The following is a 12,844-nucleotide window of genomic DNA, read 5'->3' on the forward strand; positions in this document are numbered from 1 at the left end:
ACCTGTCCGGAATCGGACACGTAAGGACCAAAAAACCGTCCACAAGCCCGAAAACCGCCTGGCACGCCGCTTGCAAAGAGTTCCGGCATGGACCAGATACCACCAACCGCCGTCACCGGCGCCGCCATGGACGTGACGTTGCCGCGACGGCGCGGCCGGCGCGCCGCGCGACTTGCGCTGGCCTTTGCCGCCGTCGCCGCTGCCGGCGCGCTGCTGTGGAAGATGCTGCCGCGCGGCCTGGAAGTCGAGCTGCGCGACGTGCGCATCGCCAGCGTCGAAGCCGGCGTGTTCCGCGACGAGATCGTGGTGCGCGCGCTGGCCGAGCCGCTCAATTCGATCATGCTCGATGCGGTCGAATCGGGACGCGTCGAGGAAGTGTTCGCCCGCGACGGCCAGGTGGTCAGGAAAGGCGACCTGCTGTTTCGCCTGTCGAACCCGCAGCGCAACCTGGAACTGCTGGCGCGCCAGGCCGAACACGCGCAGCAGATCTCGAACCTGGCCAACCTGCAGGTGGCGCAAGAGGCGGTGCGGACCGACCACCGGCGCCGCCTGGACGATCTCGAATTCGCATTCAGGCAAGTCGGGAAGCAGCACGCCCGCAACGCCCGGCTGGCGCGGGATGGCTTCATCTCCGCCGTGGCGCTGGAAGAATCGGGCGACAAGCTGGCGCAGGCGCGGCGCGCGCTCGACGAGGAAAGCCGCGGCATGCGACTCGAGCAGGAGGTGCGCGAGCGCGCCCTGAACCAGATGGACCAGGCCATACGCGGCCTGGCCTCGGGCCTGGAGCTGGTGGCCGCGACGGTCGATGCGCTGGCGGTGCGCGCGCCAAGCGACGGCGTGCTGACCGACTTTCGCCTGCTGGTCGGCCAGGCCGTGCGCCAGGACCAGGCCATCGGTCGCATTGACGACCCGAACCGTTTCAAGCTCAGCGCCCAGGTCGACGAGTTCTACCTGAGCCGCGTCACGCCCGGCCGTGGAGGCCGCATCACCCAGGACAGCAAGACTTACGCGCTGCGGGTCAGCACCGTCTACCCGCAGATCAAGGAAGGCCGCTTCAACGCCGAACTGGTATTCACGGATGCCCAGCCGGCGGTAATCAGTCCCGGCCAGGGGATGGACGTGCAACTCACCCTCGGCCAGAGCGCGCGCGCCCTGCTGCTGCCAAACGGCGCTTTCGCCAACGACGGCGGCGGCGCCTGGGCCTTCGTCGTGACGGAAGACGGCAGCCATGCCGAAAAGCGCGACATCGAACTAGGCCGGCGCAGCACGACACAGGTGGAAGTGCTGTCCGGCCTGGCGCCGGGCGACCAGGTCGTCGTGTCCGGCTATGCCGGCTTCGGAAAGGCCGAGCGGCTGCGCCTGACCGAGTAACATTCACACATCACACAGGAATCCACCATGCTCAAGCTGTCAAACGTCAGCAAGATCCACACGGCGGGCGAAGTCCAGACCCGCGCCCTCGACCGCATCGACCTCGAGATCGGCGCCGGCGAATACGTCGCCATCACCGGGCCTTCCGGCTGCGGCAAGTCGACCCTGCTGGGGGTTCTTGGCCTGCTCGACGTGCCCAGTTCCGGCAGCTTCCTGTTCGACGGCCACGACGTCACTGGCTGGAGCGAGGCGCGCCTGAACGGCCTGCGGCGCGGCATGGTCGGCTTCATCTTCCAGAGCTTCAACCTGATCGAGGAACTGAGCGTGTTCGAGAACGTCGAACTGGCGCTCGAGTACACCGGCGTGTCGGGGAGCGAACGGCGCCGCCGCGTGCAGGCCATGCTCGAACGCCTGGGCGTGGCGCATCGCAGCAAGCACCGGCCGTCGCAGCTCTCGGGCGGCCAGCAACAGCGGGTGGCGATCGCGCGCGCCCTGGTGGCCGGGCCGGCCGTCCTGCTGGCCGACGAGCCTACCGGCAATCTCGATTCCGCCCACGGCGACGAGGTAATGCGCCTGCTGCGCACCATCAATGCCGAAGGCACGACCGTGGTGATGGTCACCCACTCGCCCGCGCACGCGGCCCAGGCCTCGCGCACCGTGCGCCTGCTGGACGGGCGCATCGTGGTCGATGCGCTGCAGGCCGCGTGAGGAGAGCGAACATGCTGTTGCGCGACTTTCGTATCGGCTGGCGCTTGCTGGCCAAGGACCACACGTATTCCGCGGTCGTGATCCTGGGGCTGGCGGTCGGCATCGCCGCCTGCTTCCTGCTGCTGGGGCTGGTGCGCCATGCCTTCTCCTACGACCGCCACGTGCCGCAGGCCGAGCGCGTGCACCTGTTGCTGGAGCGCTGGAACATCGACCTGATGGGGCGCAAGTGGACGGCCATGGCCAGCCTGCCGGCGCGCGACGCGGCCCTGGCCAGCGGCCAGCCGCTGCTGGCCACCGCCTTCCTGGCGCGCGGACTCGACGTGCGCGTCGACAACCAGGTGCGCGCCTTCGGCGTGACCCTGGTCGATCCCGCCTTCGTGCAGATCTTCGCGCCCGAGGTGCTGGCCGGCGACCTGCAGGCCGCCCTCACCCGCCCCGGCGCGCTGGCGCTGACGCGCAAGACCGCCGTGACCCTGTTCGGGCGGGAGGACGTGGTCGGCGCCACCATGCAGGGCGATGGCGCGAGCTACACCGTGGCGGCGGTGCTGGCCGACCAGCCGGCGGCCACCACCATGCCCTACGAAGCGCTGTCCGGACTCGATGGCCCCGTCATGGCCGACAGCCTGCGGCGCGACATGCGGCGTTCATGGGGCTTCGTCGGAGGGAGCGTCTACATCAAGCTGCTGCCGGGCGCCGATCCCGAAGCGGTGCTCGAGAACGTGCGGCGCGGCCTGCGCCAGTCGCCGTTGGTGCAGCGCGAATACGCCGAGCAAGTCGCGGCCCTGGACGGGCGCGACCTGATCGACTACCGCCTCGCGCCCCTGCCCGAGGCCTACCTCGACCCCGAGCTGGATGGTGCGATGGCCGTGCACGGCAACCGCCAGGGCATGCTCGGCCTGGGCGTGGTGGCGCTGCTGATCCTGCTGCTGGCCGCCACCAACTACGTCAACCTGGCCACGGTGCGCACCCTGGCGCGCCAGCGCGAGATCGCGATGCGCAAGGTGCTGGGTGCCTCGGCGCCGGCGGTGGCGCGCCAGTTCCTGGCCGAGTCGGTGCTGGTCTGCATGGTGGCGACCCTGGCCGGCCTGCTGCTGGCCTGGCTGCTGCTGCCGGCGTTTGCCGACCTGGTGCAGCGCGAATTCGACGCCATGTTCACGCCCGGCGCCGTGCTGGCCACGCTGGCGCTCGGATTGCTGCTCGGCCTGGTGGCCGGCGCCTGGCCGGCCTGGTCGGCCCTCAAGGTGCGCCCGGGAGCGGCGCTGGCGGGCCGCAACGGCAGCGAAAGCGCGCACGGCCTGTCGCTGCGACGCCTGCTGACGGTGTTGCAGATCGCCACTGCCATGAGCCTCACCGCCATCACGCTGGCGGTGGCCTGGCAGACGCGCCATGCGAGCACCATCGATCCCGGCTTCGATCCGGCGCCGCTGCTGCTGTTCGGCGCCAACAACGACATGCGCGACGCCCGCACGCGCGCGCTGCGCGACGAGATCGCGCGCCTGCCGGACGTGGCCGGCGTCGCCACGTCGCAGATGCCGTTCAGCGTCGGCCACAACATCATCAGCATGCGGCGCGAAGGCGGTCAAGCCGCCGACCTTAGCCTGTACGTGCTCAGCCCGGAATTCTTCGAGGTGCTGGGCGTGCGCGCGGTGGCGGGCCGGCTGTTCGACCCCAGGCTGGACGGGCCGAAGCAGATCGACCGCGTGGTGATCAACCGCAGCGCGGCGCGCCTGCTCGGCTACGCCAGTCCCGAGGACGCGGTCGGCACGCCCCTGCTGCGCACCGATGGAGAACTGGCGCCGCAGCGCATCGTCGGCGTCGCGCCCGACTTGCGGCACCGCTCGGCGCGCGACCACCAGCCGCCGGCCGCCTACTACCTGCGCGAGAACACCCGCGTGTTCACGGTGCGGGCGCGCGCCCGACCCGAGGCGGTGGCGCGCGAGATCGAGGCGCTGTGGCCGCGCCACTTCCCGAACGAGACCCTGGGCGTGGTGCGCATGCAGCAGCTGACCTCGGACATGTTCTATGCCGACGACCTGCGCCTGGCCCGCCTGCTGGGCGCGTCGAGCGCGATCGCCGGCGCCATCGCGGCCTTCGGCATTTATGTGCTGGCCGCGTACAGCGTGCAGCGGCGCGAAAAGGAGATCGTGCTGCGCAAGCTGTATGGCGCCAGCAGCGGCGCGATCGGCCGCCTGGTGGCGCGCGAGACCGGTCTCCTGGTCGGCGCCGGCGCCCTGCTTGGCCTGCCGCTGGCCTGGCTGGCGATCCAGCAGTACCTGGGCGGCTTCGCCACCCGGGCGCCGATCGGCGGCTGGACGCTCGCGCTGGGCCTGCTGCTGGCCTGCGGGGTGACGTTGGCGGCTACCCTGCGCCACGCGCTGGCGGCGATGCGCCTGCGGCCGGCGCAGGCGCTGCGCGAATAGCGCCTTACTTGACCGGCGTGTCGAGGGGCGCGCTGGCGGGCTGCGCGCGCGACGCGGCGTTGCGCTGCTCCCAGTAGTCGGCGTTCTTGATGCCGAGCGCCACCGGATCGAAGACCGGATCCTTGCCTGCCTTCTTCTGCGCTTCGTAGTCGCGCAGGCACTTGAAGGCGACGTTGCGCAGCAGGATGATCGCCACGATGTTCAGCCAGGCCATCAGCCCGACGCCCATGTCGCCCAGCGCCCAGGCGACGTCGGCGGTCTTGACCGCGCCGTAGACGGTGGCGGCCACGATCGCGATCTTGAGCGCGAAATTGAGCCACGGATGGCGCGCGTGGCGGTCCATGTAGGCGATGTTGGTCTCGGCGATGTAGTAGTAGGCGACGATCGTGGTGAAGGCGAAGAACAGCAGCGCGATCGCCACGAACAGCGCGCCAAAGCCCGGCATCACGTTCTCGAGCGCGGTCTGCACGTAGCCGGGGCCGGCCGCCACGCCCTGCACGCCGACGAACATCTGGGTGCCGTCCGGCGCCTCGACGTTGTACTGGCCGGTAATCAGGAGCATGAAGGCGGTGGCCGAGCACACGAACAGGGTGTCGATGTAGACCGAGAAGCCCTGCACCAAGCCCTGCTTGGCCGGGTGGCTGACTTCGGCGGCGGACGAGGCGTGCGGGCCGGTGCCCTGGCCTGCCTCGTTCGAGTACACGCCACGCTTGACGCCCCACATGATGGCCATGCCGATGATGGCGCCAAAGCCGGCGTCAAGGCCGAAGGCAGAGCTGACGATCAGCGAGATTACCGCCGGCAACTGTTCGATGTGCAGGAACACGATGACGCAGGCCACCACGATATAGCCCAGCGCCATGAAAGGCACCACCAGTTCGGCGAAGGTCGCGATGCGCTTGACGCCGCCGAAGATGATGAAGGCCAGCGCGATGGCCAGGACAGCGGCGGTGACGTTCGGATCGATGCCGACGGCCGTCTTCAGGCCCTCGGCGATCGAGTTGGCCTGTACGCCGGGCAGCAGCAGGCCGGTGGCGAATACCGTCGCGATCGCGAAGGTCCAGGCATACCATTTGATGCCCAGGCCTTTTTCGATATAGAAGGCGGGACCGCCGCGGTACTGCTTGCCGATCTGCTCCTTGTAGACCTGGCCCAGCGTCGACTCGACGAAGGCCGAGCTGGCGCCCAGGAAAGCTACCGCCCACATCCAGAACACCGCGCCGGGGCCGCCGAAGGTGATGGCGGTGGCCACGCCGGCGATGTTGCCGGTGCCGACCCGGCCGGCGAGCGTCATCGTCAGTGCCTGGAAGGAGGACACGCCCTGCTCCGAGCTTTTACCTTCAAGCATCAGGCGGGTCATCTCCCGCACGTGCCGTACCTGCAGGAATCGTGACCGAAGCGAGAAATACAGCCCCACGCCTAGGCACAGCGCGATCAGCGCGGGGCTCCAGATGATGCCATTGATGGCGGTTACCAGATCGTTCATGCAAAGTCCTTGTCGCGTGGCAGAGGTTGAAGATTTACCTTTGGTAAAGATGCCACAAGATACATTAATTAGAGGGAAATTTGCATCGAAAAAAAATAGATTGGCCTCGCAATCGACCGTGGTTTCATGAGAAATGGCATCTAATAAATACATGATACGATCTGCCCATGGACCGACGAAGCGACTACAAGACCTCCCTGCGCATCGACGCCGTGATTCACGAGGCGTCCCCCGACCAGCGCACCAGCGCCGCGCGCCAGCTCGCCGAGCTCGGCGTACCGCTGGAAGTGACGATGCGCGTGCTCACCCGCCCGGCCGAGCGGCGCCACCAGGTCACGCCGGAAGACGTGCGCAACGCGCCGTAGGTTGGAGGGAATCCTCTGATTTCAGGCCGTCCTGTCTCCAGGCGACTTTGCTACACTCTGCCGTACCAACAACAATACTGGAGACCTACCATGCGCCACCTGATGCACGCCAGCCTGATCGCCGCCGCCATGCTCGCCCTGCCCACCGCCGCCATCGCGCAGAACGCCTCGCCGGTCGGCACCTGGAAAACCATCGATGACGAGACCGGCAAGCCGAAGGCGCTGGTGCGCATCACCGAGGAAGGCGGCGTCCTGACCGGCAAGATCGAGAAACTGTTCCGCCCGGCGGACCAGGACCAGAATCCCAAGTGCGTCAAGTGCAGCGACGCGCGCAAGGACCAGCCGATCATCGGCATGACGATCCTCTCGGGCCTCAAGAAGGAAGGCAACGAATACACCGGCGGCCAGATCCTCGATCCGTCCAACGGCAAGACCTACAAGAGCAAGGCCAGCCTGGCCGACAACGGCAGCAAGCTCGAAGTGCGCGGCTATGTCGGCGCCCCGATGTTCGGCCGCACCCAGACCTGGCAGCGCGACCAATAAACCTTACCGCGGCCCGGCGACGGGCCGTTTTTCTTCCTGATGACCCTGAATCAAGCCTATCTCTTCCTTGGCTTCGCCATCGTCGCCGAAGTGATCGGCACCACCGCCCTCAAGGCCTCCGACAGTTTTACCCGTCCCATTCCGAGCCTGGTCACGGTCGGCTGCTACGCCCTGTCGTTCTACCTGCTTACCTTCAGCCTGCGCGTGCTGCCCACCGGCATCGCCTATGCGATCTGGTCCGGTGTCGGCATCGTGCTCATCTCCCTGGTCAGCTGGTTGTATTTCCGGCAAAGCCTGGACCTGGCGGCCATCGCCGGCCTGGCCCTGATCGTTGCCGGCGTGCTGGTCATCAACCTGTTTTCGAAGAGCGTCGGCCACTAGCGCACGCCTGGTTCACGCGCCGGGCAATGTCGGCTATGCTGTCGCCAGGATCAAGTCAACGGCGCGTCAACCGCGACGTGTTGCCGGACGTTACTTCCAGCCCACCTTCGACCATTGGCGCAATGAAACCGACTTCCGTAGCGCGTGCCGCACGCCCCGTCTTCCGCGGACGGGCCATGCGCGTGATTCGCCTTCTCAGCCTGGCTGGCGGCGTGTTCGGCATCCTGTTGCCGGCCGCCCTGCTGGCCTCGACCGCGCACGGCATTCCGGACTGGATCGAGCCGTATATCGTGCTGGTCGGCGTGGCGCTCGGCTCGGGCGGCTTCTTCCTGGTGGCGATGGCCGGCCACCGCATGAACCGCGATCCCATGCTGCGCTCGTTCGCCGCACTGCTCCTGATGATGCCCTTCGGCGCCAGTGGCATTGTGATCTGGCATGCAAGCAATATGCTGATGGTCTTCCTGTGCACCTTCCTGCTGATGCTGACCATCCTGCTGTACCTCAGCTTCATCTATCCGCTCACCCATGTGCCGCAGCAGCCGATCGTGCCCAAGACGCCTTCGCGGCGCGCTCACAAGCCGATCCAGTGGATCCCGGCGCGCCGCGGCGGCCAGCGCGAACGCCGCTATACGCAGCCTTCATGAGCGGCCATCCAGGCAAGCCGCCGCCCCCGATCGACTGGGCATTGACCCAGGCCACAGCATGGGATCAAGCCCGGCGGACATGACGAAACCGTCTCGCACGAAGAAATAGTTACAACAAGTTTCTTTTCCTGTGTGCTATCTTGGTTTCACTGCCGGACCGGCAGGACGTTTTTCGTATGGCTATCCATGAATCCGGCCTTTGCTGTCTCTTCACCCTACAAGGATTTGCCATGATCTTGCTTCGACTCGCCAGTCTGGTGGCCGGCGTGCTGGTGCTGATCGCACCGGCGATCCTGATCCGTGTCGGCGGCATGCCCCCGGATGCCGGCCGGGCCGGGGCGACGCTGGCCTGCGTGGTGCTGGCGGCAAGCGGCTTTTTCCTGGTCGGGATGGCCGGCCAGCGCCTGCGCCGCTCGACGCTGCTGCGCGCGCTGGCGGCGGTGCTGCTGGGCGTGCCGACGCTGGCCAGCGCCGCGCTGCTGTGGCGCGGCGGTTCGGCCGATGTGCTGTGGCTGGCCGGCGCCGTCATCGCCTTGAGCGTGCTGCTGTGCCTGACGGTCGTGTATCGCAGCGCACCCGCCATGGCGCTGTTCGCGTTGCGGCGCCGCCCTTCCGCGCCAGGTTCCTGACGCGCGTCGCCGCTCACGCCGGCGGCAAGCTGTCCCACAAATCGCCCGTCGGGCTGATGCGCGGCGCGGTGACGCCGAAGTGCTGGTAGGCCAGCGGCGTGGCGATGCGTCCGCGCGGGGTGCGCTGCAGATAGCCCTGCTGGATCAGATACGGTTCGAGCACGTCCTCGATGGTGTCGGCCGCCTCGCCGATCGCCGCCGCCAGGTTGCCGATGCCGACCGGGCCGCCGGCGAACTTGAACAGCACCGCCTCCAGCAGCTTGCGGTCCATCACGTCGAAGCCGACGGTGTCGACGTCGAGCATCTTGAGCGCGCGATCGGCCATCTCGCGCGTGATCTCGCCATTGCCCTTCACCTCGGCGTAGTCGCGCACGCGGCGCAGCAGGCGGTTGGCGATACGCGGCGTGCCGCGCGCGCGCTTGGCCACTTCGCGCGCGCCGTCCTCGTCGATCGGCGCTTCCAGCAATGCGGCGCTGCGCGCCACGATCTTGGTCAGCTCCTCGACGTTGTAGAACTCAAGGCGCGCCACGATGCCGAAGCGGTCGCGCAGCGGATTGGTCAGCATGCCGGCGCGGGTGGTGGCGCCGACCAGGGTGAACGGCTGCAGGTCGAGCTTGACCGAGCGCGCGGCCGGGCCCTCGCCGATCATGATGTCGATCTGGTAGTCCTCGAGCGCCGGATACAGGATCTCTTCGACCACCGGCGACAGGCGGTGGATCTCGTCGATGAACAGCACGTCGTTGGGCTCGAGGTTGGTGAGCAGCGCCGCCAGGTCGCCGGGACGCTCGAGCACCGGGCCCGAGGTCTGGCGCAGGTTGACGCCCATCTCGCGCGCGATGATGTGGGCCAGCGTGGTCTTGCCCAGGCCCGGCGGACCGAACAGCAGGGTGTGATCGAGCGCCTCGCGCCGCTTGCGCGCGGCGCTGATGAAGATCTCGAGCTGGTCGCGGATCTTTTCCTGGCCGACGTATTCGTCCAGCTGCTTTGGACGCAAGGCGCGTTCGATCGCCTCTTCGTTGGGCGAGGCCGGCGCGGCGTCGATCACGCGGTGTTCGGCGAAGTTGCCATTAAAACTGTCGGTCTGGATGCTCATGGGGTGTTTTCTGGATTAGCCTTTGGACAGCGCCTTCAGCGCGAACTTGATGCCGTCCGAGACGCTCGCGCCGGCCGGCATGTTCTTGATCGCGAGGAGCGCTTCCTTGTCAGAATACCCCAGCGCGGCCAGCGCGTTGAGCACGTCCACCTGCGCGTCGTCACGGGCCGCGCCGGCGACCATGCCGATGTCGGCGCCAAGCTTGCCTTTCAGTTCCAGCAGCAGGCGTTCGGCCGTCTTCTTGCCGATGCCCGGCACCTTCACCAGGCGGCCGGTTTCCTGCAGGGTGACGGCCTGCGACAGCTCGGCCACCGACATGCCGGACAGGATCGCCAGCGCCATGCGCGCGCCGATGCCGGTGATCTTGATCAGCTGGCGAAACAGCGCGCGTTCGGATGCCGAGCCGAAGCCGAACAGCAGGTGCGCATCCTCGCGCACCACCAGGTGGGTAAACAGGACGACTTTTTCGCCGGTATGCGGCAAGTTATAAAAGGTGCTCATCGGCACGTCGACTTCGTAGCCGACGCCATTGCAATCGACCAGCACGTGCGGCGGCGCTTTTTCGAGCAGGATTCCAGAGAGGCGACCGATCATCGGTAAGGTTCCTAATTAAGAGACGAGACGGCTGTTCTTCATGCGCAGCGCCTGCATATCGGGCGACAGCGTGCCCAGTAGCGACAAGGTGTCGATGCTGTGGGCATGGCAGATGGCGACGCCCAGGGCGTCGGCGGCATCGGTGCCCGGCAGGCCCGGCAGCTTGAGCAGGCGCGCAACCATGTCCTGCACCTGCGGCTTGGCCGCCTTGCCGGTGCCGACCACGGCCTGCTTCACTTGCACCGCCGTATATTCGGCCACGTCGAGATCGGCGCTGACCAGGGCCGTGATCGCCGCGCCGCGCGCCTGGCCCAGCAGCAATGTCGATTGCGGGTTTACGTTGACGAAGACTTTTTCGATGGCGGAACAGGCCGGGCGGTAGGTGGCGATGATTTCGCTGACGCCGTGCAGGATGACCTTGAGCCGCGGCGGCAAAGCGCCCTCCAGCCCGGTCTTGATGGTGCCCGAGGCGATGTAGCGCAGCCTGGCGCCGTGTTTTTCAATGACGCCGAACCCCGTCGTGCGCAGGCCCGGGTCGATGCCGAGAATAATCATGATGGAATGTTACCCCGGCTGGGGGTGTTCGTGGGAAAAATACTGTGTAAAAACACAGTTCACCACGCTTTGATCGCATCGGACCGGCAAATTCCGCCGGCCCGATGGTGCCGCCGGATCAGTGACGGAAGTGACGGGTACCGGTGTACAGCATCACCACGCCGCGCTCGTCGGCCGCGTCGATCACTTCCTGGTCGCGCATCGAGCCGCCCGGATGGATCACGCAGGTCGCGCCCGCATCGACCACCACGTCCAGGCCGTCGCGGAACGGGAAGAAGGCATCCGACGCCACGGCCGAACCGGTGAGCGACAGGCCGGCATTCTGCGCCTTGATCGAAGCGATGCGGGCCGAGTCGATGCGGCTCATCTGGCCGGCGCCGACGCCCAGGGTCATGCCGTTGGCGCAGAACACGATCGCGTTCGATTTCACGAACTTGGCCACGCGCCAAGCGAACATCATGTCTTGCAGCTGCTGCTGGGTCGGCTGCTTCCTGGTGACCACGCGCAGGTCGCCCAGGCCGACGTTCTTGGCGTCCGGCGACTGCACCAGCAGGCCGCCGCCGACGCGCTTGACGTCATACGCGTTCTGGCCGGCGCCCAGGGCGATTTCCAGCAGGCGCACGTTCTGCTTGGCCGCCATGATCTGGCGCGCCTCGGCGGTGAACGATGGTGCGATCAACACTTCGACGAACAGCTTCGACAGGGCTTCGGCCGCCTTGCCGTCGACTTCGACGTTGAAGGCGATGATGCCGCCGAAGGCCGAGGTCGGATCGGTCTGCAGCGCGCGCGAATAAGCGTCCAGGGCGTCCAAGCCGATCGCCACGCCGCACGGGTTGGCGTGCTTGACGATCACGCAGCCGGCCGGCTGTTGCATGCCGCCCAGCGACTTGACGCATTCCCAGGCCGCATCGGCGTCGGCGATATTGTTGTACGACAGTTCCTTGCCCTGCAGCTGGGTGTAGTTGGCCAGCGCGCCGTCGACGGTCATCAGGTCGCGATAGAAGGCGGCGCCCTGGTGCGGGTTCTCGCCGTAGCGCATGTCCTGGACTTTTTCAAAGCCCATGTTCAGGGTCTGCGGGAAGCTCGAGCGGGTCGCGTGCGCGCGGTCTTCGCCGAGGCTGGTCAGGTAATTGGTGATCGCACCGTCGTATTGCGCGGTGTGCGCGAACACTTTCTTGGCCAGGCGGAACTTGGTTTCATAGCTGACCGGGCCGGTGGCTTCGCCCTGGCCTTTCATCTCGGCCAGCACCACGCCGTAGTCCAGCGGGTCGACGATCACGACCACGTCGCGGTGGTTCTTGGCCGCCGAACGCAGCATGGTCGGGCCGCCGATGTCGATGTTCTCGATCGCGTCTTCCAGCGAGCACTCTTCTTTCGCGACGGTCTGCTGGAACGGATACAGGTTGACCACGACCATGTCGATCTGCGGAATGCCGTGCTCTTCCAGCTTGGCGACGTGCTCGGGGAAATCGCGGCGCGCCAGGATGCCGCCGTGCACTTTCGGGTGCAGGGTCTTGACGCGGCCATCCAGCATTTCCGGGAAACCGGTGTAGTCGGCGACTTCGGTCACCGGCACGCCGTTATCCTGCAGCAGCTTGGCGGTGCCGCCGGTAGACAGGATGTTGACGCCGAGCGCCGAGAGCGCGCGCGCGAAATCGAGCACGCCGGTCTTGTCGGATACGGAAATGAGAGCTTGTTTGATCATGGTGTGGCCTGTGGTTGAGAATTCCTGGCGGCGGGCAGGCGGATCGGGGATCCGGTCATGGCCGCGCGCCCGGTGCGCGGCCACGTGGGTCACGCTCAGAGCAGCCCGTGCTCCTGCAGTTTCTTGCGCAAAGTGTTCCGGTTAATGCCCAGCATCTGCGCGGCATGCGACTGGTTGCCGTCGGCGCGCGACATGACCACTTCGAGGACGGGCTTTTCGACGGTCAACACCATCATGTCGTAGATGTTGGTCGGCTTTTGTTCGCCCAGATCGTTGAAATAGTCTTCAAGACTCTTCTGGACGACTTCCTGGATACTTTCTTTGCTCATGTCTTCTGCTGCTTCATCCTG

Annotated in this window: 14 protein-coding genes; 8 read left to right on the top strand and 6 right to left on the bottom strand. The window is 66.8% G+C overall.

Features of this window, described 5'->3' with window-relative positions:
- The first annotated feature begins 87 nt into the window (after window positions 1–87).
- Genes DIR46_RS09690 through DIR46_RS09700 form a run of 3 tightly spaced genes read left to right on the top strand, consistent with a single transcriptional unit; the run spans window position 88 to window position 4,499 of the window.
- The gene (locus tag DIR46_RS09690) at window positions 88–1,371 is read left to right on the top strand and encodes an efflux RND transporter periplasmic adaptor subunit (protein WP_109345058.1); all 1,284 of its coding nucleotides are present in this window, start codon (window positions 88–90) and stop codon (window positions 1,369–1,371) included.
- Window positions 1,372–1,398: 27 nt separating this feature from the next.
- Window positions 1,399–2,079, top strand: a complete 681-nt coding sequence (locus tag DIR46_RS09695; protein WP_109345059.1) for an ABC transporter ATP-binding protein — start codon at window positions 1,399–1,401, stop codon at window positions 2,077–2,079.
- A gap of 11 nt (window positions 2,080–2,090) precedes the next feature.
- Entirely contained in the window at window positions 2,091–4,499 is a 2,409-nt protein-coding gene (locus DIR46_RS09700) for an ABC transporter permease (protein WP_109345060.1), read from the top strand.
- A gap of 4 nt (window positions 4,500–4,503) precedes the next feature.
- Here DIR46_RS09700 and DIR46_RS09705 read toward each other — a convergent pair whose 3' ends face one another.
- The gene (locus DIR46_RS09705; RefSeq protein ID WP_109345061.1) at window positions 4,504–5,985 is read right to left on the bottom strand and encodes an alanine/glycine:cation symporter family protein; all 1,482 of its coding nucleotides are present in this window, start codon (window positions 5,983–5,985) and stop codon (window positions 4,504–4,506) included.
- 167 nt (window positions 5,986–6,152) lie between these two features.
- On the opposite strand from DIR46_RS09705, the gene DIR46_RS09710 reads away from it, so the two are divergent.
- The 5 genes from DIR46_RS09710 to DIR46_RS09730 all read left to right on the top strand — a co-directional run bounded on the left by DIR46_RS09710 (window position 6,153) and on the right by DIR46_RS09730 (window position 8,547).
- On the top strand, window positions 6,153–6,350 hold the full coding sequence (locus DIR46_RS09710) for a hypothetical protein (protein ID WP_109345062.1): 198 nt from the start codon (window positions 6,153–6,155) through the stop codon (window positions 6,348–6,350).
- A gap of 90 nt (window positions 6,351–6,440) precedes the next feature.
- A complete protein-coding gene (locus DIR46_RS09715) occupies window positions 6,441–6,893 on the top strand; it encodes a DUF2147 domain-containing protein (RefSeq protein ID WP_109345063.1) in 453 nt (150 codons plus the stop codon).
- A gap of 39 nt (window positions 6,894–6,932) precedes the next feature.
- On the top strand, window positions 6,933–7,274 hold the full coding sequence (locus DIR46_RS09720) for an SMR family transporter (protein ID WP_109345064.1): 342 nt from the start codon (window positions 6,933–6,935) through the stop codon (window positions 7,272–7,274).
- A 176-nt stretch (window positions 7,275–7,450) separates the two neighbouring features.
- The gene (locus DIR46_RS09725) at window positions 7,451–7,918 is read left to right on the top strand and encodes a hypothetical protein (protein ID WP_109345065.1); all 468 of its coding nucleotides are present in this window, start codon (window positions 7,451–7,453) and stop codon (window positions 7,916–7,918) included.
- 230 nt (window positions 7,919–8,148) lie between these two features.
- Complete coding sequence (locus DIR46_RS09730) at window positions 8,149–8,547, top strand: hypothetical protein (protein ID WP_109345066.1); 399 nt, start codon at window positions 8,149–8,151, stop codon at window positions 8,545–8,547.
- A gap of 13 nt (window positions 8,548–8,560) precedes the next feature.
- On the opposite strand, the gene ruvB is transcribed toward DIR46_RS09730, so the two are convergent.
- From ruvB to DIR46_RS09755, 5 genes are all read right to left on the bottom strand, one after another.
- A complete protein-coding gene (gene ruvB / locus DIR46_RS09735) occupies window positions 8,561–9,640 on the bottom strand; it encodes a Holliday junction branch migration DNA helicase RuvB (RefSeq protein WP_109345067.1) in 1,080 nt (359 codons plus the stop codon).
- A gap of 15 nt (window positions 9,641–9,655) precedes the next feature.
- On the bottom strand, window positions 9,656–10,234 hold the full coding sequence (ruvA, locus tag DIR46_RS09740) for a Holliday junction branch migration protein RuvA (RefSeq protein ID WP_109345068.1): 579 nt from the start codon (window positions 10,232–10,234) through the stop codon (window positions 9,656–9,658).
- 15 nt (window positions 10,235–10,249) lie between these two features.
- Complete coding sequence (ruvC, locus tag DIR46_RS09745; RefSeq protein ID WP_109345069.1) at window positions 10,250–10,789, bottom strand: crossover junction endodeoxyribonuclease RuvC; 540 nt, start codon at window positions 10,787–10,789, stop codon at window positions 10,250–10,252.
- A 118-nt stretch (window positions 10,790–10,907) separates the two neighbouring features.
- Entirely contained in the window at window positions 10,908–12,494 is a 1,587-nt protein-coding gene (purH, locus tag DIR46_RS09750) for a bifunctional phosphoribosylaminoimidazolecarboxamide formyltransferase/IMP cyclohydrolase (RefSeq protein ID WP_109345070.1), read from the bottom strand.
- A gap of 95 nt (window positions 12,495–12,589) precedes the next feature.
- Window positions 12,590–12,823 carry a helix-turn-helix domain-containing protein gene (locus tag DIR46_RS09755; protein WP_005667930.1) on the bottom strand — a complete coding sequence of 78 codons (234 nt, stop codon included), beginning with the start codon at window positions 12,821–12,823 and terminating at the stop codon, window positions 12,590–12,592.
- Between the last annotated feature and the right edge of the window lie 21 nt (window positions 12,824–12,844).

The organism is Massilia oculi (assembly GCF_003143515.1).
GTDB lineage: Bacteria > Pseudomonadota > Gammaproteobacteria > Burkholderiales > Burkholderiaceae_D > Telluria > Telluria oculi.

Coding starts and splice junctions, on each gene's coding strand:
- DIR46_RS09695 (WP_109345059.1), top strand. CDS start 1,399: ATGCTCAAGCTGTCAAACGTCAGCAAGATCCACACGGCGGGCGAAGTC.
- ruvC (WP_109345069.1), bottom strand. CDS start 10,789: ATGATTATTCTCGGCATCGACCCGGGCCTGCGCACGACGGGGTTCGGC.
- DIR46_RS09690 (WP_109345058.1), top strand. CDS start 88: ATGGACCAGATACCACCAACCGCCGTCACCGGCGCCGCCATGGACGTG.
- ruvA (WP_109345068.1), bottom strand. CDS start 10,234: ATGATCGGTCGCCTCTCTGGAATCCTGCTCGAAAAAGCGCCGCCGCAC.
- DIR46_RS09715 (WP_109345063.1), top strand. CDS start 6,441: ATGCGCCACCTGATGCACGCCAGCCTGATCGCCGCCGCCATGCTCGCC.
- DIR46_RS09705 (WP_109345061.1), bottom strand. CDS start 5,985: ATGAACGATCTGGTAACCGCCATCAATGGCATCATCTGGAGCCCCGCG.
- DIR46_RS09755 (WP_005667930.1), bottom strand. CDS start 12,823: ATGAGCAAAGAAAGTATCCAGGAAGTCGTCCAGAAGAGTCTTGAAGAC.
- DIR46_RS09710 (WP_109345062.1), top strand. CDS start 6,153: ATGGACCGACGAAGCGACTACAAGACCTCCCTGCGCATCGACGCCGTG.
- DIR46_RS09720 (WP_109345064.1), top strand. CDS start 6,933: ATGACCCTGAATCAAGCCTATCTCTTCCTTGGCTTCGCCATCGTCGCC.
- DIR46_RS09725 (WP_109345065.1), top strand. CDS start 7,451: ATGCGCGTGATTCGCCTTCTCAGCCTGGCTGGCGGCGTGTTCGGCATC.
- DIR46_RS09700 (WP_109345060.1), top strand. CDS start 2,091: ATGCTGTTGCGCGACTTTCGTATCGGCTGGCGCTTGCTGGCCAAGGAC.
- DIR46_RS09730 (WP_109345066.1), top strand. CDS start 8,149: ATGATCTTGCTTCGACTCGCCAGTCTGGTGGCCGGCGTGCTGGTGCTG.
- ruvB (WP_109345067.1), bottom strand. CDS start 9,640: ATGAGCATCCAGACCGACAGTTTTAATGGCAACTTCGCCGAACACCGC.
- purH (WP_109345070.1), bottom strand. CDS start 12,494: ATGATCAAACAAGCTCTCATTTCCGTATCCGACAAGACCGGCGTGCTC.